Origin of the sequence: Streptomyces lydicus, from assembly GCF_001729485.1 — a bacterium.
Taxonomy (GTDB): domain Bacteria; phylum Actinomycetota; class Actinomycetes; order Streptomycetales; family Streptomycetaceae; genus Streptomyces; species Streptomyces lydicus_D.
In genome coordinates this window covers 4,429,200-4,452,027 of sequence record NZ_CP017157.1, presented here as the reverse complement: position 1 = coordinate 4,452,027, position 22,828 = coordinate 4,429,200, and the positions used below count along the sequence as shown (strand labels likewise).

At 71.9% G+C, this 22,828-nt stretch carries 21 protein-coding genes; 13 read left to right on the top strand and 8 right to left on the bottom strand.

Annotated elements, in window-relative coordinates; translation table 11 throughout:
- Positions 1–138: 138 nt before the first annotated feature.
- Both SL103_RS19300 and bla read left to right on the top strand, forming a co-directional pair.
- Entirely contained in the window at positions 139–1,668 is a 1,530-nt protein-coding gene (locus SL103_RS19300) for an alpha/beta hydrolase (RefSeq protein ID WP_069570225.1), read from the top strand.
- Positions 1,669–2,001: 333 nt separating this feature from the next.
- Positions 2,002–2,913 carry a class A beta-lactamase gene (bla, locus tag SL103_RS19295; RefSeq protein ID WP_079145852.1) on the top strand — a complete coding sequence of 304 codons (912 nt, stop codon included), beginning with the start codon at positions 2,002–2,004 and terminating at the stop codon, positions 2,911–2,913.
- A 76-nt stretch (positions 2,914–2,989) separates the two neighbouring features.
- Here bla and SL103_RS19290 read toward each other — a convergent pair whose 3' ends face one another.
- Positions 2,990–3,892 carry a hypothetical protein gene (locus SL103_RS19290; protein WP_069570223.1) on the bottom strand — a complete coding sequence of 301 codons (903 nt, stop codon included), beginning with the start codon at positions 3,890–3,892 and terminating at the stop codon, positions 2,990–2,992.
- Positions 3,893–4,304: 412 nt separating this feature from the next.
- Here SL103_RS19290 and SL103_RS19285 point away from each other — a divergent pair, with 412 nt between their 5' ends.
- Both SL103_RS19285 and SL103_RS19280 read left to right on the top strand, forming a co-directional pair.
- A complete protein-coding gene (locus SL103_RS19285; RefSeq protein ID WP_069570222.1) occupies positions 4,305–4,820 on the top strand; it encodes a GNAT family N-acetyltransferase in 516 nt (171 codons plus the stop codon).
- Positions 4,821–4,910: 90 nt separating this feature from the next.
- On the top strand, positions 4,911–5,690 hold the full coding sequence (locus SL103_RS19280; RefSeq protein ID WP_069570221.1) for an alpha/beta fold hydrolase: 780 nt from the start codon (positions 4,911–4,913) through the stop codon (positions 5,688–5,690).
- Between the two features lie 41 nt (positions 5,691–5,731).
- Here the strand turns inward: SL103_RS19280 and SL103_RS19275 are convergent, their stop codons facing one another.
- Positions 5,732–6,601 (bottom strand): DMT family transporter, encoded by an 870-nt coding sequence (locus tag SL103_RS19275; protein ID WP_244304179.1) that lies wholly within the window; start codon positions 6,599–6,601, stop codon positions 5,732–5,734.
- A 353-nt stretch (positions 6,602–6,954) separates the two neighbouring features.
- Positions 6,955–7,248 (bottom strand): hypothetical protein, encoded by a 294-nt coding sequence (locus SL103_RS19270; RefSeq protein WP_069570219.1) that lies wholly within the window; start codon positions 7,246–7,248, stop codon positions 6,955–6,957.
- Between the two features lie 188 nt (positions 7,249–7,436).
- On the opposite strand from SL103_RS19270, the gene SL103_RS19265 reads away from it, so the two are divergent.
- Positions 7,437–8,072 (top strand): NUDIX hydrolase, encoded by a 636-nt coding sequence (locus SL103_RS19265; RefSeq protein ID WP_432215361.1) that lies wholly within the window; start codon positions 7,437–7,439, stop codon positions 8,070–8,072.
- Between the two features lie 38 nt (positions 8,073–8,110).
- Here the strand turns inward: SL103_RS19265 and SL103_RS19260 are convergent, their stop codons facing one another.
- Positions 8,111–8,842, bottom strand: coding sequence for a class I SAM-dependent methyltransferase (locus SL103_RS19260; protein ID WP_069570217.1), 732 nt, complete (start codon positions 8,840–8,842; stop codon positions 8,111–8,113).
- Positions 8,843–9,068: 226 nt separating this feature from the next.
- Here SL103_RS19260 and SL103_RS19255 point away from each other — a divergent pair, with 226 nt between their 5' ends.
- Together SL103_RS19255 and SL103_RS19250 are read left to right on the top strand one after the other, a co-directional pair.
- Positions 9,069–9,830, top strand: a complete 762-nt coding sequence (locus tag SL103_RS19255) for a VC0807 family protein (RefSeq protein ID WP_208869912.1) — start codon at positions 9,069–9,071, stop codon at positions 9,828–9,830.
- 9 nt (positions 9,831–9,839) lie between these two features.
- Positions 9,840–10,496: a maleylpyruvate isomerase N-terminal domain-containing protein gene (locus tag SL103_RS19250; RefSeq protein ID WP_069570216.1), complete on the top strand. Its 657-nt coding sequence runs from the start codon at positions 9,840–9,842 to the stop codon at positions 10,494–10,496.
- A gap of 28 nt (positions 10,497–10,524) precedes the next feature.
- On the opposite strand, the gene helR is transcribed toward SL103_RS19250, so the two are convergent.
- Positions 10,525–12,696: an RNA polymerase recycling motor ATPase HelR gene (gene helR, locus SL103_RS19245; RefSeq protein WP_069570215.1), complete on the bottom strand. Its 2,172-nt coding sequence runs from the start codon at positions 12,694–12,696 to the stop codon at positions 10,525–10,527.
- A 651-nt stretch (positions 12,697–13,347) separates the two neighbouring features.
- Here helR and SL103_RS19240 point away from each other — a divergent pair.
- Entirely contained in the window at positions 13,348–13,590 is a 243-nt protein-coding gene (locus tag SL103_RS19240; RefSeq protein WP_069570214.1) for a hypothetical protein, read from the top strand.
- 114 nt (positions 13,591–13,704) lie between these two features.
- Here the strand turns inward: SL103_RS19240 and SL103_RS19235 are convergent, their stop codons facing one another.
- On the bottom strand, positions 13,705–14,832 hold the full coding sequence (locus tag SL103_RS19235; protein ID WP_069570213.1) for an NADH:flavin oxidoreductase: 1,128 nt from the start codon (positions 14,830–14,832) through the stop codon (positions 13,705–13,707).
- Between the two features lie 431 nt (positions 14,833–15,263).
- Between SL103_RS19235 and SL103_RS19230 the strand changes: the two genes are divergently transcribed.
- The 5 genes from SL103_RS19230 to SL103_RS19210 all read left to right on the top strand — a co-directional run bounded on the left by SL103_RS19230 (position 15,264) and on the right by SL103_RS19210 (position 19,684).
- Positions 15,264–16,037: a maleylpyruvate isomerase family mycothiol-dependent enzyme gene (locus tag SL103_RS19230; RefSeq protein ID WP_069570212.1), complete on the top strand. Its 774-nt coding sequence runs from the start codon at positions 15,264–15,266 to the stop codon at positions 16,035–16,037.
- A 98-nt stretch (positions 16,038–16,135) separates the two neighbouring features.
- A complete protein-coding gene (locus SL103_RS19225) occupies positions 16,136–16,315 on the top strand; it encodes a ribbon-helix-helix domain-containing protein (protein WP_069570211.1) in 180 nt (59 codons plus the stop codon).
- Positions 16,305–16,682, top strand: coding sequence for a glyoxalase/bleomycin resistance/dioxygenase family protein (locus SL103_RS19220; protein ID WP_069570210.1), 378 nt, complete (start codon positions 16,305–16,307; stop codon positions 16,680–16,682). The genes SL103_RS19225 and SL103_RS19220 overlap by 11 nt, the downstream gene beginning before the upstream one ends.
- A complete protein-coding gene (locus SL103_RS19215; protein WP_079145851.1) occupies positions 16,675–17,592 on the top strand; it encodes a class I SAM-dependent methyltransferase in 918 nt (305 codons plus the stop codon). The genes SL103_RS19220 and SL103_RS19215 overlap by 8 nt, the downstream gene beginning before the upstream one ends.
- Positions 17,593–17,866: 274 nt before the next feature.
- On the top strand, positions 17,867–19,684 hold the full coding sequence (locus tag SL103_RS19210) for a coagulation factor 5/8 type domain-containing protein (RefSeq protein WP_069570209.1): 1,818 nt from the start codon (positions 17,867–17,869) through the stop codon (positions 19,682–19,684).
- 111 nt (positions 19,685–19,795) lie between these two features.
- Here SL103_RS19210 and SL103_RS37970 read toward each other — a convergent pair whose 3' ends face one another.
- Together SL103_RS37970 and katG are read right to left on the bottom strand one after the other, a co-directional pair.
- A complete protein-coding gene (locus tag SL103_RS37970) occupies positions 19,796–20,170 on the bottom strand; it encodes an LppU/SCO3897 family protein (RefSeq protein WP_164492859.1) in 375 nt (124 codons plus the stop codon).
- Positions 20,171–20,598: 428 nt separating this feature from the next.
- The gene (gene katG, locus SL103_RS19200) at positions 20,599–22,827 is read right to left on the bottom strand and encodes a catalase/peroxidase HPI (RefSeq protein WP_069570207.1); all 2,229 of its coding nucleotides are present in this window, start codon (positions 22,825–22,827) and stop codon (positions 20,599–20,601) included.
- Position 22,828 lies beyond the last annotated feature (1 nt).

The following is a 22,828-nucleotide window of genomic DNA, read 5'->3' as shown; positions in this document are numbered from 1 at the left end:
GTGCCACGTCCTTGCGCATCGCGCCGACGCACCGTGCCGACGCGGGCGGTGCGGCCGGCGAACCGGGGGACAGCCCCACCCCCGACCCTCGTGCCTGCCGGGTGGGCGTGGGCCACCCCGCTCAACAATCCTTTCCCCATGACGACTTGTCCCCGAAGGACCTGGGTGCTCGCCCTCTCCGCAACGGTCCTGGCCGGCTCTCTGGCCATACCGACGTTCCCCGCCGCAGCCACCGCAGCCACCGCTGCCACACCGTCCTCCGGCCTCACCTGGCGCTCCTGCGAGAAGCCGGGTGGCCCCGCCGGGCAGGAGTGCGCCGAGTTGTCCGTACCGCTCGACTACCGCGCCCCGCACGGCCGGCACCTCTCCCTCGCCGTCTCCCGGCTGCGCAGCGAAAAGCCCGCGGCACGCCGGGGCGCGCTCCTGCTGATCCCCGGCGGGCCGGGCGGATCCGGACTGGACGCCCTCCAGCGGAAGGGCACCGCGCTGCGCGGACAGCTGGCGGGGGCGTACGACATCGTGAGCTTCGACCCGCGGGGCGTCGGTGGCAGCACGACGGCGAACTGCCGCCTCCGCGCGGACGACCGGTACGTGGTCGGGCTGCGCTCCTGGCCGGACGCGGACGGCGGAATCACGGAGAACGTCGCCCGGTCCCGCCGGATCGCCGAGGCGTGCCACCGCCACGGCGGCCCCGTGCTCAGGAGCATGTCGACGGCGAACGAGGTGCGTGACATCGACCGCCTCCGGCAGGCGTTGGGCGAGGAACGGCTGTCGGCGGTGGGCACCTCGTACGGCACCTATGTGGGCGCCGTCTATGCCCAGAAGTACCCCACGCGCACCGATCGCTGGGTGCTGGACAGCAGCGGGGACCCCGACCCGGGGCGCGTGGAAAGGGGTTGGCTGGCGAACATGGCGAGGGGCGCGGACGACCGGTTCCCCGACTTCGCGGCCTGGGCCGCGGACCCGGCGCGGGCCAAGGGGCTGCGGCTGGCCGAACGGCCCGAGGACGTACGGCCGTTGTTCCTCCGCCTGGCGGCCGAACTGGATCGGAAGCCCAAGGAATCCACCACCCCGGGCGTCCCGCTGACCGGCAACCGGCTGCGCCAGGCCCTTCAAATGGACCTCTACAGCGACGACTCCTTCCCGCAGCTCGCGCAACTCGTCCAGGCGGCCCGGCAACCGGACGGCCGCCCTGCCCTCCCCGCGGCCCTCGCCCAGCCGTTGCCGCAGGCCGACGCGGCGGTCATCACGGCGGTGATCTGCAACGACGTGCGCTGGCCGACCGCGATCCCACCGTACCGGCGCGCGGTGGCCCTCGACCGGGCCCGCCATCCGCTCACGGCCGGAATGCCGGTGAACGTCGCGCCCTGCACCTTCTGGAAGGACGCCCCCGCCGACAAGCCCACCCGGATCACCGCCGACGGACCGTCCACCGTCCTGATGGTGCAGAACCTCCGTGACCCCTCCACGCCGTACGCCGGCGCCCTGAAGATGCGGCAGGCCCTCGGTGACCGGGCCCGCCTCGTCACGGTCGGCCACGGTGGGCACGGCGTCTATCTGGGCAACGGCAACGCGTGTGCTGACCGTACGGTCACCACGTTCCTCACCACCGGCAAGCGCCCGCAGCGGGACGTCCACTGCGCAGACGGCGCCCGGAACGCGGACTGACCGAGCACCGGCCGGAGGACACGCACGACGAAGGGTCCCTGCCTCGGGAGAGGCAGGGACCCTTGTGTGGAGCGCCCGGCAGGTCTTGCACCTGCATTTCCCGCCGGCTGGCGGACGTCTTGACTTGGACCACGGACGCGTGACTCCGGTTGAGCCGCGAGGCGTTCACCGAAGTTGCATCATGATCATACAACATCCGCGGCGGCCCGGTTTCCACGTGCCGGCCGGCCGCCGCCCACCCGGGCCGATCCCGCCGCGGGCGCAACCGGAGTGCTTCCTGTGACGTCGTAAACGGGCAGTACGGCAGCACCACAGGAAGGCGGAAAGCGTGACATCAAGCAGGGACGAGGCTGTGAGGTCGAGCAGGGACGCGTCTCGCCGGGTGGTGCGGCGGTACTGACCGCGGTCGCGGTGCCGTCCGCCGCGCACGCGTCCGCGCCGGGGAGCCGGGTGGTGCGCAAGCTGCGAGACCTGGAACGGCGGCACGGCACGCGTCTCGGCGTCTTCGGGTGGAACACGGTAACCGGCCGCACGGTGCTCCACCGGGCGAACGAGCGCTTCCCCATGTGCTCCACCTCCAAGGCGATGGCCATCGGCGCAGTGCTGCGGGACCTCGACCACGACGGCACGTTCCTCTCCAAGGTCATCCACTACACGCAGCAGGACATCGACCGGGCCGGGGCCGCGCCCGTCACCGGTCTCCCGCAGAACCTCGCCCACGGCATGAGCGTCGCGGACCTGTGCGGCGCGGCCGTGTCGTACAGCGACAACACCGCGATGAACCTGCTGCTGACGGAGCTCGGCGGCCCGGCGGCCGTCACGCGCTTCTGCCGGTCCCTCGGCGACACCGTGACCCGGCTCGACCGCTGCGAGCCGGAGCTGAACTCGGCCGAGCCGTGGCGCGTCACGGACACCACCACGCCCCGCGCGATCGGCCGGACCTACGCCCGACTCGCCCTCGGGAACGCCCGGGACACGGCGGACCGCACACGACTGACCGGGTGGCTGGTCGCCAACACCACCGGCGGCAAGCGGCTGCGGGCCGGCCTCCCCGAGGGCTGGACCGTCGGCGACAAGACCGGCACCGGTCGCTACGGGACGACGAACGACGTGGGCATCGTCTGGCCCCCCGGCCGAGGACCGATCGTGATGGCCGTGCTGTCCACCCGGCCCGAGCCCGACGCCGAGATGGACGACGCCGTGATCGCCGAAACCGCCGCCCTCCTGGCGCCGGCTCTGACGTAGCGGGGAGTGTCCGGGCGGCTCCCGCCGGCCGGCGTTCCGGGGGACACCCGGGAAGCTAAAGGGCTCACGGACCGGTTCATCGCCGCATCGGCAGCGCGACGAGCGCGGCGAGTTCCGCGTCCGTCGCGGGCCGGAGCGTCGACAGGATGTGCCGGGCCGCTGGCAGCCCGGCACCGCTTCCCCGCAAGGTCACGGTGTGGACCAGTCCGGCGCGGCGCAGGCGCAGTTCCTGCCGGGCGTAGCCACCCTCGTACGACACGAGTTGGCGGCCCGCCCCGTCGTCCGTACAGCGAATCGTCTCGCCGAACGGGACGGGGCAGCCGCGCGCGTCGGTACGCCGGGTGTCGTGGCCCGCGCGCTCCACGGAGAGGCGCAGCTCCGGCGCACCGGGCCGTTCGTAGCCCGCGCCGAAACCGTCTTCGCTGGCTCCGCCCACCCGCAGCGTGTAGCCGGCGGGCGGATCACCGACGCGCAGCAAGGCGCGGTCCACCCCGTTGGCGCTGAGCCATTCCTGGAGGGTGGGCGGCTGGGCGGCACTCCAGGCGGCGTAGCAGCTCACGACCGCGAGCACGACCGTCACGCCGGTGGTGGTCAGCCGGGTCCGCGCCCCCGGGAGGAAGAAGGCGGCGGCAAGCGCGGAGCAGACGCCGCCGTACGGGTAGAGCAGAAGGCTGTTGTCCAAACCGTGGTCGTGCGGACTCGCGGCGACGAAGCAGAAGGCACCGGCCGTGCCCGACGCGTACACGGTGACCGCCCATCCCCACAGTCCGCGCGCCCGGCGGGTGAGCGGCACGAACGCGCGGGCGGAGGTCCCGAGGCCGGCGAAGAGGCTCACCGCGAGCGGCGGTCCGACGAGGAGGACGGCGGCGAGCGCCGCCGGGCCCGAGAAGAGGCCGAGCACCACGGCCTGGAACTGGAGCGCGGTCAGAGCGCAGCCGACGCACCACACCGCGCCAAGATGGGCGACCGTGCGCCCCACTTCGATTTTCCGGACCATACTCCGTGATCACGCGCGCCCGGCCGGCGCGGTTCCCGGCCGGCGGACCGGCACCCCGGTCCGCGGGGAACGTGGTGCCGCCCGCCGGCGGCAAGGACGCCCGGGGGCGCGGCAGCGGGAAAACCAGCAGAGACCTGCCGGGTGTGCGTGCTAGCTTGTGCCGGTTCGCGAGAGCGTTCGATCCGCCGATCCATGGCGATGATGAGGAAGAAGGGGAGGTGGGGCTGATGACCGCGCTCAGGGCCACCGCACCGCGCAGCGCCCGGACCGCCGCCCTGGCGTCCCGGGTGACGGCCTGACTCCGATCTCCCCGCCTCGCCGGGAGCGCTACGACCGCTCGCGAGGCGACGCCCGTACGCGTACGCACCTCACAGGAAACGGATCCGTTCCCGTCATGCCCGCACGCAACGACTGGTTCACCCGCGCCGAGACCGGCGCCGACCTCCCCGCCATCCGCGACATCAACCTTGCCGCGTTCGAGACGCCGCTGGAGGCCGACCTCGTCGACGCCCTGCGCGCCGACCCCGCCTGGATCGACGGCCTGTCCCTCGTCGCCACCGACGCGGACGACCAGCTCCTCGCCCACGCACTCCTGACCCGCTGTCACGTCGACGACACGCCGGCCCTGTGCCTGGCGCCGGTCGCCGTGCGGCCGGAGTACCAGCGCAGCGGCGCCGGCTCGGCGGTGGTCCGCGCCGTGCTCGCCGCGGCCGAGGAGCGGGGCGAGCACCACGTCGTTGTCCTCGGGCATCCGGCGTACTACCCGCGCTTCGGCTTCACCCGCGCCTCGGCCCACGGCATCGGCGTGACCATCGACGTTCCGGACGAAGCGCTGATGGCGCTGACCCTGGACGAGAACCACCCGCTGCCGCCGGGCACCGTCCGCTACGCGGCACCCTTCGGGCTCTGACCGACCCGCCCGGTGCGGGAGCACCGAAGAGCGACGGGGGCAGGGGACAGTGGACAGGGGAGAAACGACCATGGGACAGGGGAGCAGGCAGTGCGAAGTGCCGTAGTGACAAGCGCGGATGACCGGATGCGATGGGTGGAGCTGCCGGGACAGGAACCGTCCCGTGTCTACGTCCACGGCCTGGGAGCCACCTCGCCCGCGCACTTCGCGGAGGTCGCCGTCCACCCGCTGCTGACCGGCCGTCGTTCGCTGCTGATCGACCTCCTCGGGCACGGCCACAGTGACCGGCCGACGGACTTCGACTACACCCTGGAATCGCATGCGGACGCCCTCGCCACGGCCCTGACGTCCGCGGGCGTTGCCGACGCGGAACTGGTCGCCCACAGCATGGGCGGCTCGGTGGCCATCGTGCTGGCCGCCCGCCACCCCCAGCTGGTCTCCCGTCTCGTGCTGGTCGACGCCAACCTCGATCCGATCGAGCCCCGGCGCGGTGCCGGGGGCAGCACCGGCATCGCCGCGTGTTCCGAGCAGGAGTTCCTGGCGGGCGGCTGGCAGGACGTACGGGACCGGGCCGGCGCACACTGGTGGTCCACCATGCGGCTGGCCGGCCGCGAGGCGCTGCACCGCAGTGCGGTGCACCTCGTCCGCGGCACCACCCCCACCTTGCGCGAACTCCTGCTGAGCCTGCCGATTCCCCGCACCTACCTGCTGCCCGAGTCGGACGGCCCGCTCCCCGGCGCCGAGGCACTCGCCGACGCCGGCGTGCACGTGGTGCCGATACCCGATTGCGGCCACAACATCATGCTGGACAACCCGGACGCGTTCGCCCGGGCCACCTCGGTCGCGCTCACGGGAGCGGGGGAGCGGTAACCGGGCCCCGCGCCCGCTTGTTCGCCGGTCGTCCGCCCTGGTCACGGACCCGCCGGTCGGTGACTTTCCACCTCGTCCACCTCGGCCCTCGGCAGGAGGAACACCCCCCAGGTGACGAGTACGGCACCCACGGCCGCGGGAACGAGCCACCAGCCGGTCCGTACCCGGTCCCCGTACAGCAGAATTCCCAGGGCCAGACTGACGAGCGCCTCGCCCAGCGTGAGCGACGGCTGGGACGCCACCAACGGGCCGGACTCCATGGCATTGGCCAGCAGAAACAGCGACCACGCGCCGGCGGCCACGCAGGCGTAGGTGTGCCAGTCGGTCAGGAACGCGCCCACGCCCTGCTGGGCGAGCGTTCCCGCCGCGGACTTCATCAGGGCCGCGGTCATCGCGTAACCGATCGCCGCAGCGGTGCCGAACAGTGCCGCCCGCGCCATCCCCCGCCGACGCGTCAGGGCGGAGAGGACACAGGCCGCCATCGCCCCGCCGGTGGCGACCAGGGCGAGGGCCCAGTCGGCGGGGGTCACCTGGTTGTGGCCCTCGGTGGGGGCGGCCGCGGCCAGGCCGAGCCCGAGACCGCACGCGATCAGGGCGGTCGCGACCCAGCCGACGGTGGGAAGCCGGCGCCGGGACAGCGCGGAGGCGATCAGCAGGGTGAACGGAAGCTCCGTGACCAGGATGGGCTGCACCAGCGCCAGGGACCCCAGGACGAGCGCCAGCGCCTGGCACACCGCGGCCACGACGATCACGGCGATCCCGCCGAGCCACGCGGGACTGCGCAGCAGATGCCGTACGAGTCGTGGACTGAAGGCGTCACCTGCCGGCACCCGCCGCGCGGCGATCCGCTGCAGCACGGTCCCGGTGGCGTTCCCGATGGCCGTCAGCAGACCGAACAGCGCCGCGAGCACGGGTGCCAACGGACGTTCCTCCCGTCCACGTCGCAGGGGCGAGGCGCACCGGGGCTCGGGCGCCACCTCGCGGGACGCCGCGTCCGCCGCCGCGACGGCCCACTCGCGCCCGGCCGCACGCCTGCCGTCCAGGCCACCGCCCATCGTGACGGCTGGCCGGGCCCCCACGGCCCGCGCCACGCCCGCAGCGCAGGCGTGAATCGGCGCCACGCGGGCCCGCCGACGTCGACGGATCGCCACCGCCGCGGCCCCCACCGAGGGCCGCGGCACGCCCGGCTCAACGCACTTCGCACCAGTGGCCGAAATACGTCGCTTCCCGGGCCGACCGAGGGCCGTTCCGCCGGTGCGGGCCGTCAGACCCGGCGGATCCGGGCGGCGAGGAAGTGCCCGATGAGCAGGTAGACCACCGCCGGCAGCCCGTAATTCAGCACCGTCCGCACCCAGGCGGTGTCCATGGTGAAGAGATCGTGGGACCAGCCGGCCAGCCAACCCGCGGCGGCTCGCACCCAGCTGACCAGGTCATTGGCGCGGTTCGCGTCGAGGAGGGCGAACAAGATCCAGAGGCCGAGGATCACCGCGGTGAGGTCCGCGATGACGACGATGACCTTCGCTGCTTCGCTTCTGCCGTTGCGCACGTTTCTGGACATGACAAGCGTGTTGCCGCTCCCCACCGCCCGAAACGCCACACACCGCCCGCCCGCGGACCCGGCCCTGCCACCATGAGCGCATGACGGACCCACCGCCGCGAGCCCCCGGCGTCGGCCTCCTCGCAGTTCGGCGACTCCGACTCGTGGAAGCAGCGGCCCCACCGGTTCCGCCCGAGGAGCAGCGGGCCATGCACCGGGCTTGGGACGAGGCGGTGCACGCCAACCCGAGCCTCTTCGACGGGCCGGTGGCGGCGTGCGCGGGACTGGCCCCGGAAGGACACCACGGTTTCGTCGTCACGTGGGTGCGGACGACCTACCGCCGCCACGCCCTGCGCCGGGTCCCCGGAGCCACGGCGTGCCTGCCGTCGCTCTTCGTCAGCGTCCTGCAGCCGACCGACGACGGGCGCGTCCTGGTCGGCCGGATGTCCTCCTCGACGGCCGCTCCCGGCCGCTGGCAACTACCCGGCGGATCCGTCGAACCGCCGCCGGCCGGCGAGCCGTTGGACGTCGCCGCGCTGGGCCGCCACGCCGCTCGCGAGCTGGCCGAGGAGACCGGCGTCGAGCTGCCGGCCGAGGACCTGACTCTGTGGTGTCTCACGCGCGCCGAGAACGGAACCATCGGTGTCCAGTTCCTCGCTCCCGCCCGTCCGGCGTCGCTGCTGGGTGAGCGCTTCACGGTTCTGTTGTCCGACGGGACAGCGCGGGGCAACGATCCGGAGCTGGACCGCATGGCCCTCATCTGTTCGCAGGCCGACGTGACCGCCCTCGGGGGGACCCAGGTCGACTACCTGGAGCCGGTCATGTACCGCTACTTCGCACCCTAGGAGCAGGGCGTCCTGCCCAGCAGAGCGACGCCGCCGCACTACCTGCGGCAGGCAATCGTGATGATCTCCCGGCTCCCGTCGGTGACGGGGCCCCGCGCCCAATCGCCGTACCGGGCCTCGACCTCGAATTCCGCCTCGGTGAGGAAGGCGTCGAGGGTTGGCTCGTCGAGGAAGCGCAGGCTGGTGCGGTCGACACGCAGGGGAGTCCCGTCCGGATCCGCCGTCGTGCTGTGGAAAGTGACCACATCGCCGTCAACGCCCGCAACCTCGTGCCAGACGCGCAGGGGGCGACCGGCGGCGTCGGTGACCTCAGTGGCGTTCCAGGGACGCCAGTCCTCCCAGGCCCGCGCCCGCGGATGGCGCGTCTCGAACGCGAAGCGTCCACCGGGACGCAGCGCCGCACGGATCGCCCGCAGCGAGGTGCGCAATTCGGCGTCGGTGACCAGGCACTGAAAGGCATGACCGGTCATCGTCGCCAGGTCGAATGCGGCGTCCCACTGCGCGGTCGCCGCGGTCCCCTCCACCCACTCGACATCGGTCCGGCGCCGCGCCCGGCGGAGAGCGGCCCGATCCGGGTCCAGCCCCACCAGCCGGCCGGGATGCCCCTGCTCGCGTGCCCGGTGCAGCATCGCGCCGGTTCCGCAGCCGACGTCCAGTACCGCATCCGCCGCCCTCACCAACTGCTCGTAGAACCCGTCGCCGGGCCAGACCGCGGGGTCCCACGGGTTCAGCAGGTCATAGAGCGCCGCGGCGTCGTCGTCCGAGAACATCACGGCAGTATCCGTGCGCCCGCCGCACGTCGGCGACCCTCGGTCAGTCCTTTGCGCTCCGGCCCGTGATGCCCGTGTCACGCTCCACCCGGTGGTGGAGACGGGGTGGAGCGCGGCGTGCCGGGACCGGCCCGGAGGCCGATGCCGGTCCACCCGCCCGGCTCCTAGCGTCGAAGCAGGTCGCCACGGTGCCGGACCGTCCGGCCACCGGACCGCTGGAGGCTTCGTGAATACCGTCGATACCGTGGATGCGCACGGCGCACAGCGGTGGCGTGCGCTGCTCGTACCGCTGGCCGTGAACATCCTGCTGCCGCTCGTCCTGTACTACGTGCTGCGGGCCCAGGGCATGGTCCAGTGGCAGGCGTTGCTGCTGAGCGGTGCCCTGCCGGCGGCGCACGCGCTGGGGACCGCGGTGGTACGCCGACGCGTCGACCCCTTCGACCTCCTGATGGTGGTCCTGCTCGCGGCGTCGGCGGTCACGTCACTGGTGAGCGGCAGCCCCCGGGTGCTGCTGCTGAAGGACGCGGGCATCCCCGCGGTCCTGGGCCTGTGGATGCTGAGCTCGTTGGGTGCGTCCCGGCCGTTCCCGTTCCACTTCGGGCACCGGCTGCGCGGGCCGGCCGCGCGGGAGGAGGCCGAGCGTGCCTGGCGTGACCGCCCGGACTTCCGGTCCGCGCTGAGGGGGCTGACCGTGCTGTGGGGCGGTGCGCAGCTGCTCGATGCCGCCCTCAGCACCGGTGAGGCGCTGGCCCTCCCCGTCGACGCGGTGCCGGTCATCGGCAGGATCCAGTCCTTCGTGATCCTGGGCGCGGTGGCAGTCCTCACCGTGCGCCGCAGCCGTGCGTTCAGCGACGGCACCGGTATCCCCCTGTTCGGGCTGCGGTCCCCTCCCGGCCTTGAGCGCCCCGACGCCATGACGAACCCGCCGGGGGAGTGCCGCGTTCGCGGGCGGGCGAAATCGGTCGCGAGGGGCACCGGGCGCTGTTAGCTTGCGGGCGTGGATCTCTTCGCACGTTCCTGGGCGGCGTTGCGCACCGCGGTCGCCGATCTCCCGGACGAGGACTTCGCGCGTCCCTCCGGCTGCACCGGCTGGCTCGTGCGGGACCTGGCGTGCCACCTGGTCATCGACGCTCAGGACGTCCTGATCACCCTCGTCACCCCTGCCGACACGGAACCGACCCGGGACGCGGCGACCTACTGGGACGTCGCCGCAACGCCGCCCACGGGCGAGGACCCGCTCGACGCGCTGACCGTCCGCCTGGCCGCCGCGTACGGGGAGCCGTGGCTGCTCAAGTTCCACCTCGACGACGTCGGCTCCGCCGCCGGCCGCGCCGCCCGACTCGCCGACCCCGCCACCCGTGTGCGCACCCGCGACGAGGTGCTCACGACGGGCGACTACCTTTCCGCGTACGTCCTGGAATGGACGCTGCACCACCTCGACCTGATCGCGCACCTCCCGGAGGCGGCGGAACCGCCCGCCGAGGGGCTCGCCGGGGCGCGCGAACTGCTGGAGAAGATCGCCGGCACGGCGTTTCCCCCTTCGTTCTCCGACCGGGACGCGCTGCTGATCGGCACCGGACGGCGCGCCCCGACCGAAGCGGAGCAGGCCGCACTGGGTGACCTGGCCGCGAAACTCCCGCTGTTCCTCGGCTGATCCGCCCGCGGCCGACGTCAGGACGTCGTCACGGTGTGGTGAGGACGACCAGTTGCCGGGTCGCCCGGGTCATCGCGACATAGCGGTCCACCGCGCCCTCGATACCCTCGCCGAACGCCTCCGGGTCGATGAGGACGACCAGGTCGAACTCAAGGCCCTTCGCCAGCTCGGGGGTCAGCGACCGGACGCGGGACGTCGCCCGGAACGTGGGGTCGCCGATCACGCAGGCGATGCCGTCGGCGTGGGCGGCGAGCCAGGTGTCGAGGACCGCTTCCAGGTCGGACACCGGTCCGTGCACGACGGGGAGGCCGCTGCTGCGGACGGAGGTCGGGACATTGGCGTCCGGGAGCGCGGCCCGGATGACCGGCTCGGCTTCCGCCATGACTTCCTCCGGCGTCCGGTAGTTGATGCCAAGGGACGCCAGGTTGATCCGGTCGAGCCCGATCCGCTGGAGCCGTTCCTGCCAGGACTCTGTGAAGCCGTGCCTGGCCTGAGCCCGGTCCCCGACGATGGTGAAGCTCCGGGACGGGCACCGCAGCAACAGCATCTGCCACTCCGCGTCGGTCAGTTCCTGGGCCTCGTCCACGACGATGTGCGCGAACGGGCCGGCGAGCCGGTCCGGTTCGGCGGTGGGCAGCTCGGACTCGTCGATCAGGCTGACCTGGGCGTCCTGACCGCGCAGCATGGTCACCAGACCTTCGCCGTCGTCACCGTCGGCGCCGGAGCTCGCCGCGGCCTCGATCAGGTTGTCGACGACCTGCGCCATGCGCTCGCGCTGCGCGGCGAGGATGGCCTCGTTCCGGCGCTTGCGCCGCGCCGCCTCCGGGTCACCGAGCCGCTGCCGCGCCGCGTCGAGGAGCGGCAGGTCGGACACCGTCCAGGCATGGGGTGCCTCCTTGCGCTGCAGCTTGCGCACCTCGTCGCGGCTGAGCCAGGGAGCGCACATCCGCAGATACGCGGGCACCGACCACAGGTCCCCGACGAGGTCGGCCGCTTCGAGCAGCGGCCACGCGCGGTGGAAGGTGGTGACCAGCTCCTCGTCCTGCATCAGCGACCGTCGGAAGAGGTGCGGGGAGACGTCGGCGTCGAGCTTGTCCGTCAGGATCGCGACCAGCTCTTCCCATATCTGCCCGCGCGCCTCGTTGTGCGGAGTGCCCGGATCCGGTGCGTCGAACGCTTCGGCCCAGTCGTCGGCACTCAGCCAGATGTCGGACCAGTCGGTTGTGACCGTCATCCCCTCGGCGGGCGGCTCTTCGTAGAACCAGACGGCCTTCTCGATCGCCTGCACCATGTCCGCGGACGACTTCAGGCGGGCCACCTCAGTGTCGGTCTCCGCCGTCGCCGCCGCCCCCTCGGCGACGAGGTCCCGCAGGATGCAGGTCTGCACGCCCTCCTCTCCGAGGCTGGGGAGGACGTCGGACACGTAGGCCAGATAGGGCCGGTGCGGACCGACGAACAGCACACCGCCCCGACGCTGATTCAGGTGGGGGTCGGAATAGAGGAGGTACGCGGAGCGGTGCAGGGCGACGACGGTCTTGCCCGTACCCGGACCGCCGTCGACGACCAGGGCGCCCCGGGAACCCGCACGGATGATGGCGTCCTGGTCGGCCTGGATGGTGCCGAGCACGTCGCGCATGCGCTCCGACCTGTTGCCGCCCAGGCTGGCGATGAAGGCGGACTGGTCGTCGAGCGCGGCGTGCCCGGCAAAACCGTCCGGGGTGAACACCTCGTCCCAGTAGTCGCTGATCCGGCCGCGGGTCCAGCGGTACCTGCGGCGGCTGGCCAGACCCATCGGGTTGGCGTGGGTGGCTCCGAAGAACGGCTCGGCCGCGGGGGAGCGCCAGTCGACCAGCAGCCGGCGACCTGAGCTGTCCGTGAGGCCGAGTCGTCCGACGTAGACGGGCTCGGGGTGGTCCGCGCTGACCATGTGTCCGAGGCACAGGTCCAGACCGAAGCGGCGCAGCGCACGCAGACGAGCGGTCAGCCGGTGTATCTCCGCGTCCCGCTCCATCGCCTGCCGGCCCGTGCCGCCGGGCGCCCTGCGCTCGGCGTCGAGACGGTCGGACACCTCGGCAATCGTCCGTTCGAGGCTCTCCGCGACGGCGGCGAGGTGCTGTTCGTCGCCGGCGATGAGCGTCGGGTCGGCCTTGGGGGAGAGGCGGTCGGGGAGGTCGAATGCGCTGGTGGTCAGGGGATTCATGTCATCAGCTCCGATCCGAGGTCGCCGCCGGGACGGCCGACGGTGCGCACACCCGCGTCCCGGTGCCGAGCGCCCGCACCGGCAGTGCGTCTCCCACCACCGGCTCGACATCACCGCACGACCCATAAACCGACAACAGCACATGCACTTCGTGAATCCCCCATTTCCGCAGGTTCTGGCGTGGATCCGTGATTGTGCCCCACGGCCGGGGCCTTGCCGCAAGCCCCCCGGTGCGCTATAAGTTGAGAGTGGCAAGGAGTGTGTATACCTCTTTGCCTTCCCCGTCCTCTCGGGACGAACGCTCCCTCCGCGCCTCACCGACACGCCACACATGGCGATCACGTCGGCCAGGAGGATCTCCCAGCTCCCCTCCACTGAAACCCGCCTGTGCGTGCGTGAGTTGGCGCCCCCGTGTCGTTGCCCTTGGGGCGGCGGGTGACCGGCGGGGCGCGCGGGCCGGGCGCAGCGCCGTGCTGAGTGCACCTGCGGCCCGTGGGGGCGACGACCAGGCTCCGACTGTTCCCTCATGGGCCGTTGAGCATGGCGCCTCTGATCACGGGTAGCGGGCCAGCACGGCCGAACCATCGACCGACGTATCCGCAACCGACACACCCACCACCGACCGACGCGCGACGAGGAGCGGTTCCACAGATGTCCCGGCGTGACACGACCAGCGACGACTCCACCCCGGTGCCCCACGACCTCCCCAGTCAGCAGGCCGATGCCGCCAGCCCGGTTCCTGACCCGTGGAGCCCCCAGCTGTCGGAGCACGAGGGCCAGGGCCCCGACGAGACCGTCCCCGATACCGACCAGGCGGGCACCGGCCGCACCGGCCGCCCCAAAGCCCCTGGGGTGCGCAGCGACCAGCCCGTGCCGCAGGAACCGGTCGACTGACCGGCGCGGCCGACGGCACTCCCGCCGGCCGGAAACCGCCACGCGCCCCGGCCGCCCCGCGCGCAGTGCGTTCGGGGCGGCCGGGGCGCGTCAACGGGACCGGCGGCCAGGGACTCAGCTCAGGGTCTTCAGCGCCGCCGCATCGTACGGCTGGAGCTCCTCGAACCGGTTCCCGAGCACCTTCGCCGCCCACTCGGGGTCCTGCAGCAGCGCGCGCCCGACGGCGACCAGGTCGAACTCGTCGCGCTCCATGCGGTCGAGGAGGTTGTCGAGGCTGCCGACCGCGGCGCCCTCGCCCGCGAAGGCACGGAGGAAGTCGCCGTCGAGGCCGACCGAGCCGACGCTGATGACGGGCTTGCCGGTGAGCTTCTTGGTCCAGCCCGCCAGGTTCAGGTCCGAGCCCTCGAACTCCGGGAGCCAGTAGCGGCGGGTGGAGGCGTGGAAGGCGTCGACGCCGGCCGCGGCGAGCGGGGCCAGGATCGCCTCCAGCTGCTCCGGGGTCTCGGCGAGCCGCGCCTCGTAGGCTTCCTGCTTCCACTGCGAGTAGCGGAAGATCACCGGGAAGTCGGGCGAGACGGTGTCGCGGACCGCGGCGACGATCTCGGCCGCGAACTTCGCACGGGCCACCGGGTCGCCGCCGTAGGCGTCGGTGCGGCGGTTCGTGGTCGCCCACAGGAACTGGTCGAGCAGGTAGCCGTGGGCGCCGTGCAGCTCCACGCCGTCGAAGCCGATGCGCTCCGCGGCCGCGGCGGCCTCGGCGAAGGCGCCGATGACGTCGTCCAGGTCGCCCTGGGTCATCGCCTTGCCGGCGCCCTCGGTACCGTCCACGCGTATGCCGGAGGGGCCGACGGCGGGGGCGTCGGCGAACGGCGGTTCGCCCTGCTTGCGGACCATGCCGATGTGCCACAGCTGGGGGACGATCGTGCCGCCGGCCGCGTGCACGTCCTCGGCGACCTTGGCCCAGCCCGCCAGCTGCTCCTCCCCGTGGAACCGCGGCACCCGGTCACTCTGCCCGGCCGAATCGTGGCCGACGTAGGTCCCCTCGGTGACGATCAGGCCCACGCCCGCGGCGGCGCGCCGGGCGTAGTACGACCGGACGTCCTCGCCGGGGATGCCGCCGGGGGAGAACATGCGCGTCATCGGCGCCATCGCGATGCGGTTCGGGACGGTCAGGCCGTTCAGCGTGACGGGCCGGGACAGGATTTCGGCCGCGCGGGAGGCGGAGGACGCGGTGACGGTCACGGGGGTGCTCCTCGGAGGTACCAGTCGGTATGTGTACGTACAACGAATGCGTCAGGTGCCAACCCTCCCCGCGGTCACGGCATTCCGTCCGCCGTGTGCGCCGATCTGTGATCCCGGCCACGTACCCGGAGTCAGGGATCGGGTACGGCCGGTGCGCGGGCGGCCGGGCGCAGCGCGCCGCTGGCCTTGCGGCGTCGGGGCGTGCGGGACCCGGCGAGAATATTTGACTACCTGAACCATTCAGGTCTACCTTCGCCGCATTGCTTAAGGACGTCAATGATGTAAGGCATGAATTAAGTAGACATTGATCTTCGTGGCGGGCGGGCCGCCCCGCTCCCGTAGCCGCCGGGGCGTCACGTCGGTCGACGGTCGGGGCCGCGTGCGCCGAGATCCGCCCGCCCGTCGGTCAACCCGCCCGAAGGAACGAGACCATGACCCACCGGCAGTCCGTCGACCACCACGCAGCCGTGGCGGCCGAGACCGCGAAGTTCACCGCCGTCCTCAACGGGGCCGACCTGGCAACCCCCGTGCCCACCTGCCCCGACTGGACGCTGGCCGAGCTGGTCAAGCACGCCGGAAGTGTGCAGCGCTGGTTCTCGGTGCTGCTGCACGCGCGCATCCAAAGTCCCCCGCAAAGCCGTGAGGTGGAGCTTCGGCTCCCGGCGAGCGCCGACGCGTACCCCCGCTGGCTGGAGGAGAGCGCGGCCGTGGCCGCCGAGGCGTTCGCGGCCACCGACCCGAACCTGCCGATGTGGGCCTGGGGTGCTGACCAGCACGCCCGCTTCTGGGCGCGCCGGATGCTCTTCGAGACGTTGGTGCACCGGGTCGACGCCGAGCTGGCCCTCGGGCTCCCGCCCGTCATCGACCGCGCGCTCGCGATCGACGGCATCGACGAGTTCCTCGTCAACCTGCCCTTCGCCGCGTTCTTCGCCCCCAAGGTGGCCAACCTGCGCGGGGCCGGCGACACCCTCCGCTTCCGCGCCACTGACGCGGACGCCGACTGGCTCGTCACCCTGCGCCCCGACGGCTTCGGGCTCGCCCCGGCCGGCCGTACGGCGGACGTCACGGTGGACGCGACCGTCGAGGCGACCGCGGCCGACCTCCTCCTGCTGCTCTACGGTCGTCGGCGCCACGACGCCGAGGTCGTCGCGGTCGTAGGCGATCAGGATCTGCTCCTGCGTTGGTTCGCCAACTCCGCTTTCTAGAACGCGTTCGGTGGGTCGCACCGCCGCGGCCGGAGCATGCCCGCGGCGGTGTGACGCCGATCACGCGCGGGCATATCTAGAGTGCTAGCATTCTAGATATGCCCGCCGAGAGACCGGTAAAGCAGTTCAACGTCTACCTGCCCGTCGACCTCATTCGCGAGGTCAAGCATCACGCCGTCGACGCCGAGCGCTCACTCTCCGCGATAGTCGAGACGGCCCTGACCGAGTACCTCCGGCGCGTCGCCACCGCAGCAGAGGAGAGCACGCATGACGACTGACGGCATCGAGGGATTCCTCGTCGAGACCCGCAACTACGGTGCGACCGCCGCGTTCTGGAAGTCGCTCGGCTTCGAGAGCGTCCTGGAGACCGACCACGGCTCGGGTCACTGGTCCCATCCGGCCGGAGGGCCCTACGTGTTCATCGTCGAGCAGCACGAGCGCGAACTCACCACCATCCCCGTGCTCAAGGTGGCCGACGCCGAGACCTTCGCGCCCGAACGCGCACCGGATTTCGCCCAGCCGTTCACGTCGACGCACTGGGGCGTCCGCCAGGCACTGGTCCGCGACCCCGACGGGCGGATCGTCGCTCTGGAGGCACCCCTGCCCGAGGGCAACGACGGCCCCGAAGGGCAGCAGTATGACTGACCGGGGACGCCTCTCCGACCTGCGCGAACCCGACGCCGCTGCGGCCGGTGGGCAGCGCCCTGCCGGCAGCGGGGAACCCGACCACACCGCCGTGCGCGTCGCTCTCTGGCGCGCCCTGCACGTCGCGGCCGACGCCCCGCCCCACGTGCTCCACGACGAGATCGGGCTGAAGCTCGCCGACCCCGGGCGGAACTGGCGGGAGCGCGGCGACATGACCATGCCGGGCATCAGCGGTGTCCGTGCGTCCATCGTCGCCCGCGCCCGCTTCGTCGAGGACCTCGTCGCCGAACGCGTCGAGGCCGGCGCGGCGCAGTACGTCATCCTCGGCGCGGGCCTGGACACCTTCGCCCAGCGGCGTCCCGAGGTCGGTTCCCGCCTCACCGTTTTCGAGGTCGATCAGCCGGGCACACAGGCGTGGAAGCGGCGGCGCCTGGCCGCACTCGGCTACGGCATCCCGTCCTGGCTGACCCTGGTGCCCGTCGACTTCGAGGCCGGCGACTCGTGGTGGGAGCGGCTGACCGCCGCCGGGTTCGACCCGCGCAAGCCGACGGTCGTCGCGTCCACCGGCGTCAGCATGTACCTCACCCCCGAGGCCAACACCGCGACGCTGCGGCAGGCCGCCGTGCTCGCACCGGGCTCCGTGTTCGCCACGACGTTCCTGCTGCCGCTCGACATGTACGACCCGGACCAGCGACAGGTCCAGGAGTTCTCGATGCGCAACGCCGCAGCTTCGGGCACCCCGTTCATCAGCCTCTACTCCCCTGAGGAGATGCGGCGAGCAGCACTGGAGGCCGGGTTCGCGAAGGCGGTGCACGTCTCTCCTGACGACCTGGCCGCCCGGTACTTCGCCGATCGTCACGACGGCCTGCGCCCGCCCCGGGCCGAGCAGTTCCTCGTCGCGGAGGCGTAGCCGGCCGCCGGCGGACCGACACCGGCGGCCACTCCCGATGACCCGACATCTCCTGAAGGCAAGGCCGGCTTGGCCCGGACAGCTCCACACCGGCCCAAAAGGCCATCAACTCCCCTGAACAGCAAGCCTGATGAAGCAGCAGCGGCATCGGCTTGCCAGGATTCCGGACGAAACTCTTGACGCACCGTTGGCACATGGTGAACATGCATCGGGCAAGAGAGCGCTCCCATGAACGTCAATCGTTCATTTCCTGAATCCGAATCGGGAGATTGCCATGCCCACGACCCCACCCCCCACCGAGGGCGCGGCGGACGGCCCGTCGCACCCGTCGCGCCGCAGAGTCCTGACCGCGCTCGCCGCCGCGGTGCCCGCCGCCGGCCTGCCCGCCCTCTCCGCCCGGGCCGCCGCGGCGCCCGCCGCACACCGGCCCGCCACCGCCGACGCGCTGCCCGGTGGCGGCGACCTCGGACCGAACGTGCTGGTCTTCGACCCCGGCACGCCCGACATCCAGGGCAAGCTCGACCAGATCTTCAAGCAGCAGGAATCGGCGCAGTTCGGCCCCGGCAGGTATGCGCTGCTGTTCAAGCCCGGCACGTACAACGGACTGAATGCCCAGCTCGGCTTCTACACCTCGATCGCCGGCCTGGGCCTGTCGCCCGACGACACGACCATCAACGGCGATGTCACCGTCGACGCCGGCTGGTTCAACGGCAATGCGACGCAGAACTTCTGGCGCTCGGCGGAGAACCTCGCACTCAACCCCGTCAACGGCACCAACAGGTGGGCCGTGGCCCAGGCGGCACCGTTCCGGCGGATGCACGTCAAGGGCGGACTGAACCTCGCACCTAACGGCTACGGCTGGGCCAGCGGCGGATACATCGCCGACAGCCGTATCGACGGCACGGTGGGACCGTACTCCCAGCAGCAGTGGTACACCCGCGACAGCTCGGTGGGCGGCTGGAACAACGCCGTGTGGAACATGGTGTTCTCCGGGGTCACGGGAGCACCCGGGCAGACCTTCCCCGACCCGCCCTACACCACGTTGGACACCACCCCCGTCTCACGCGAGAAGCCCTTCCTCCATCTGCAGGGCGGCGACTACCGGGTGTTCCTGCCCGAGCTACGGGTCAACGCCCGCGGCACCACCTGGGGAAACGGCACACCCCGGGGCGAGTCCGTGCCCCTGGGCCAGTTCTACGTGGCCAGGCCCGGCAACGACGCCGCCACCCTCAACGCCGCCCTCGCCCAGGGCCTCAACCTGCTGCTCACCCCCGGCATTTACCACCTCGACCGACCGATCGCCGTGCAGCGCGCGGGCACCGTCGTACTGGGCCTCGGATACGCCACGCTCGTGCCGGGCAACGGTGTGACGGCCCTGAAGGTCGCCGACGTCGACGGGGTGCGCCTGGCGGGCTTCCTCATCGACGCCGGCCCGGTCAACTCGGCCACCCTGCTGGAGGTCGGCCCGGCGGGAGCGTCCGCGAACCATGCCGCCAACCCCACGACGGTGCAGGACGTGTTCATACGGATCGGTGGCGCAGGACCGGGTCTGGCCACCACCAGCATGGTGATCAACAGCAATCACACCATCGTGGACCACACCTGGGTCTGGCGCGCCGACCACGGGGACGGCGTGGGCTGGGAGACCAACCGCGCCGACTACGGCGTCCGCGTCAACGGCGCCGACGTCCTGGCGACCGGGCTGTTCGTCGAGCACTTCAACAAGTACGACGTGGAGTGGCGCGGCGAACGGGGCCGGACGGTCTTCTTCCAGAACGAGAAGGCGTACGACGCGCCCAATCAGGCCGCGGTGCAGAACGGCGGCACCAAGGGGTTCGCCGCCTACAAGGTCGCCGACACGGTGACCACCCACGAGGGGTGGGGGCTGGGCAGCTACTGCTACTACAACGTCGACCCCACCATCCGGCAGGACCACGGCTTCGAGGCCCCGAACAAGCCCGGTGTGAAGTTCCATGATCTGCTGGTGGTCTCGCTCGGCGGAAAGGGCCAGTACGAGCACGTGATCAACAACACCGGTGCCCCCACCTCGGGCACCTCGACCGTGCCCTCGACGGTGGTCTCGTACCCCTGACCGCCGACGGCGGATGCCGGGCCCGGCCCGCGGCCACACAGCTGACCGGGGCCGGGCCCGGCCCCACGCACCGACGGCCGGAACGGCGAGGGGCGGCTCGCAGCCAGGGCGTCAGTGCCGCACCGGTGTCAGACACAGCGTGGTCTCTCCGGTCCGGCCGCCGCGCTCGGTGTACTCGTCGAATTCCGCCGGACACTTGTGGCGAAGCGTCGCGTCGATCATGACCTTGTAGTCGGCCTTGGCGTCGCTGCACGCGATGGTGTACAGGTCCGGGTCCGCGTGCGTACCGCGGTTCTCCAGGCAGTCGCCCACCCGGGCATCGCGGGCGACCTCCACCGGGGGCTTGCCGTCGTCGAGCACGGTGCTCAGCACCCAGAACCCGCCCATGACGACGATGACGGCCCCGAGCGCGATGAGCGGCCGCAGCCAGGGGCGCTTTGCCGGCCCGGTCGGCGTGAACATCGGTACGCCGGGCTGCTGTTGCACCGGAGGATGCCCGTTTGCCGGCTGCTGGCCGTAGGGGAGGGCGCCACCGGGGGGCGGTCCGTAGGGGACCGGGCCACCCGGGCCGGCGGGCGGCCCGTAAGGCGCCAGACCGGGCTGACCGGGCTGATTGGGCTGACCGGGCTGACCGGGCTGGCCATAGGGCGTGGGGCCGTGGGGCGCGGGCCCCTGCGGCGGCGGTGAGTACGCGGACATACGGATCCCCCTGTTGTGCTGCGGCTGTTCCGCCGCCGTGTCGAGTGTGATCACCACCCTATGAGGTCCCCTCCCACGCACCGCGCACGGGCCCGTGCCGCCTGTGGCCCGCCTTCCGGGAACCCGGCCCTCGAAACCGCGAACGTCCAGGTCGACCGGCGCGGGCCGGCCAACCTGGACGTCATGATCGGACGAGTCCGATCCGGTCAGTCGCGTCAGACGAGGTCGAACCGGTCCAGGTTCATCACCTTGTCCCACGCCGCGACGAAGTCCTTCACGAACTTCTCCTTCGCGTCATCGCTCGCGTAGACCTCGGCGAGCGCGCGCAGCTCGGAGTTCGAGCCGAAGACGAGGTCGGCACGGGTGCCGGTCCACTTGACCTCGCCCGTGGTCGCGTCGCGGCCCTCGAACGTGGTCTGGTCCTCGGAGGTCGACTGCCACGTCGTGCCCAGGTCCAGCAGATTGACGAAGAAGTCGTTCGTCAGCGAGCCGGGCGTCCGGGTGAACGCGCCGAGCTGCGACTGCTGGTGGTTGGCGCCCAGGACGCGCAGACCACCGACGAGGACGGTCAGCTCGGGGGCGCTCAGGGTCAGCAGGTTCGCCCTGTCGAGCAGCAGGAACTCGGCCGGCAGGCGGTTGCCCTTGCCGTGGTAGTTGCGGAAGCCGTCCGCGGTCGGCTCCAGCGCCTCGAAGGACTCGGCCTCGGTGTGCTCCTCGGTCGCGTCGACACGGCCCGGGGTGAACGGCACCGTCACCTCGACGCCGCCCTCCTTCGCGGCCTTCTCCACGGCTGCGACGCCGCCGAGGACGATCAGGTCGGCCAGGGAGACCTTCCTGGCACCGGCGGAGGCGTTGAACTCCTGCTGGATGCCCTCAAGGGTGCGCAGCACCTGGGCCAGCTGGTCGGGGTCGTTGGCCTCCCAGCCACGCTGCGGCGCCAGGCGGATGCGGGCGCCGTTGGCGCCACCGCGCTTGTCGCTGCCGCGGAAGGTGGACGCGGACGCCCACGCGGTGCTGACCAACTGGGAAACGGTCAGGCCCGAGTCGAGCAGCTTGGTCTTGAGGGCCGCGATGTCCGCGTCGTCGACCAGCTCGCCCTCGCGCTCCGGCAGCGGGTCCTGCCACAGCAGCGTCTCGTCCGGGACCTCCGGGCCGAGATAGAGCGACTTCGGGCCCATGTCGCGGTGGGTCAGCTTGTACCAGGCGCGGGCGAAGGCGTCCGCGAACTGGTCGGGGTGCTCGTAAAAGCGGCGGGAGATCTGCTCGTAGACCGGGTCGAAACGCAGCGACAGGTCCGTCGTGAGCATGTTCGGCGCGATCTTCTTGGAGGCGTCGTGCGCGGCGGGCACCGTGCCCTCGCCCGCGCCGTCCTTCGGCTTCCACTGCTTGGCGCCGGCGGGGCTCTCGGTGAGCTCCCACTCGTAGCCGAAGAGGTTCTCGAAGAAGTTGTTGCTCCACCGGGTCGGCGTGGTGGTCCAGGTGACCTCCAGGCCGGAGGTGATGGCGTCCGCGCCCTTGCCGGTGCCGTAGCTGCTCTTCCAGCCCAGGCCCTGCTGCTCCAGGCCGGCGGCCTCGGGGTCGTCGCCGACGTGGTCGGCGGGGCCCGCGCCGTGGGTCTTGCCGAAGGTGTGGCCGCCGGCGATCAGGGCGACGGTCTCCTCGTCGTTCATCGCCATCCGGCGGAACGTCTCACGGATGTCGCGGGCCGCGGCCAGCGGGTCCGGGTTGCCGTTCGGACCCTCCGGGTTGACGTAGATCAGGCCCATCTGGACCGCGCCGAGGGGGTTCTCCAGCTGCCGGTCGCCGGTGTAGCGCTGGTCGTCGAGCCAGGTGGTCTCGGGACCCCAGTAGACGTCCTCCTCCGGCTCCCAGACGTCCTCGCGGCCGCCGGCGAAACCGAAGGTCTCAAAGCCCATCGACTCCAGCGCGACGTTGCCCGCGAGGACGAGCAGGTCGGCCCAGGACAGGCTCTGGCCGTACTTCTTCTTGACCGGCCACAGCAGGCGGCGGGCCTTGTCGAGGTTGGCGTTGTCGGGCCAGCTGTTGAGCGGGGCGAAGCGCTGCTGGCCGGCGCCGGCACCACCGCGGCCGTCGCTGATGCGGTACGTGCCCGCGCTGTGCCACGCCATACGGATGATGAAGGGCCCGTAGTGACCGAAGTCGGCCGGCCACCAGTCCTGCGAGGTGGTCAGCACCTCGGCGATGTCCTGCTTCACCGCCGGAAGGTCCAGGCTCTTGAACGCCTCGGCATAGTCGAACTCCTCGCCCAACGGGTTCGCCACAGCGGGGTTCTTGGCAAGGATCTTCACATTGAGTCGTTCCGGCCACCACTGGCGGTTTCCGCCACCCTGGGTCGGGTGCAGGGCCCGCCCGTGTGCGACCGGGCAGCCACCTGCCTCCTCGGGCTTCGGGTCCGTGACGATCGCATCATGGTTCTCAGTCATG

Excerpts from the sequence above, each read along its gene's own strand:
- SL103_RS19215 (WP_079145851.1), top strand. The coding sequence starts at position 16,675 with ATGACTGACCGGGGACGCCTCTCCGACCTGCGCGAACCCGACGCCGCT.
- SL103_RS19300 (WP_069570225.1), top strand. The coding sequence starts at position 139 with ATGACGACTTGTCCCCGAAGGACCTGGGTGCTCGCCCTCTCCGCAACG.
- katG (WP_069570207.1), bottom strand. The coding sequence starts at position 22,827 with ATGACTGAGAACCATGATGCGATCGTCACGGACCCGAAGCCCGAGGAG.
- SL103_RS19230 (WP_069570212.1), top strand. The coding sequence starts at position 15,264 with ATGACCCACCGGCAGTCCGTCGACCACCACGCAGCCGTGGCGGCCGAG.
- SL103_RS19240 (WP_069570214.1), top strand. The coding sequence starts at position 13,348 with ATGTCCCGGCGTGACACGACCAGCGACGACTCCACCCCGGTGCCCCAC.
- SL103_RS19285 (WP_069570222.1), top strand. The coding sequence starts at position 4,305 with ATGCCCGCACGCAACGACTGGTTCACCCGCGCCGAGACCGGCGCCGAC.
- helR (WP_069570215.1), bottom strand. The coding sequence starts at position 12,696 with ATGAATCCCCTGACCACCAGCGCATTCGACCTCCCCGACCGCCTCTCC.
- SL103_RS19260 (WP_069570217.1), bottom strand. The coding sequence starts at position 8,842 with ATGTTCTCGGACGACGACGCCGCGGCGCTCTATGACCTGCTGAACCCG.
- SL103_RS19270 (WP_069570219.1), bottom strand. The coding sequence starts at position 7,248 with ATGTCCAGAAACGTGCGCAACGGCAGAAGCGAAGCAGCGAAGGTCATC.
- SL103_RS19225 (WP_069570211.1), top strand. The coding sequence starts at position 16,136 with ATGCCCGCCGAGAGACCGGTAAAGCAGTTCAACGTCTACCTGCCCGTC.
- SL103_RS19220 (WP_069570210.1), top strand. The coding sequence starts at position 16,305 with ATGACGACTGACGGCATCGAGGGATTCCTCGTCGAGACCCGCAACTAC.
- SL103_RS19265 (WP_432215361.1), top strand. The coding sequence starts at position 7,437 with ATGCACCGGGCTTGGGACGAGGCGGTGCACGCCAACCCGAGCCTCTTC.
- SL103_RS19210 (WP_069570209.1), top strand. The coding sequence starts at position 17,867 with ATGCCCACGACCCCACCCCCCACCGAGGGCGCGGCGGACGGCCCGTCG.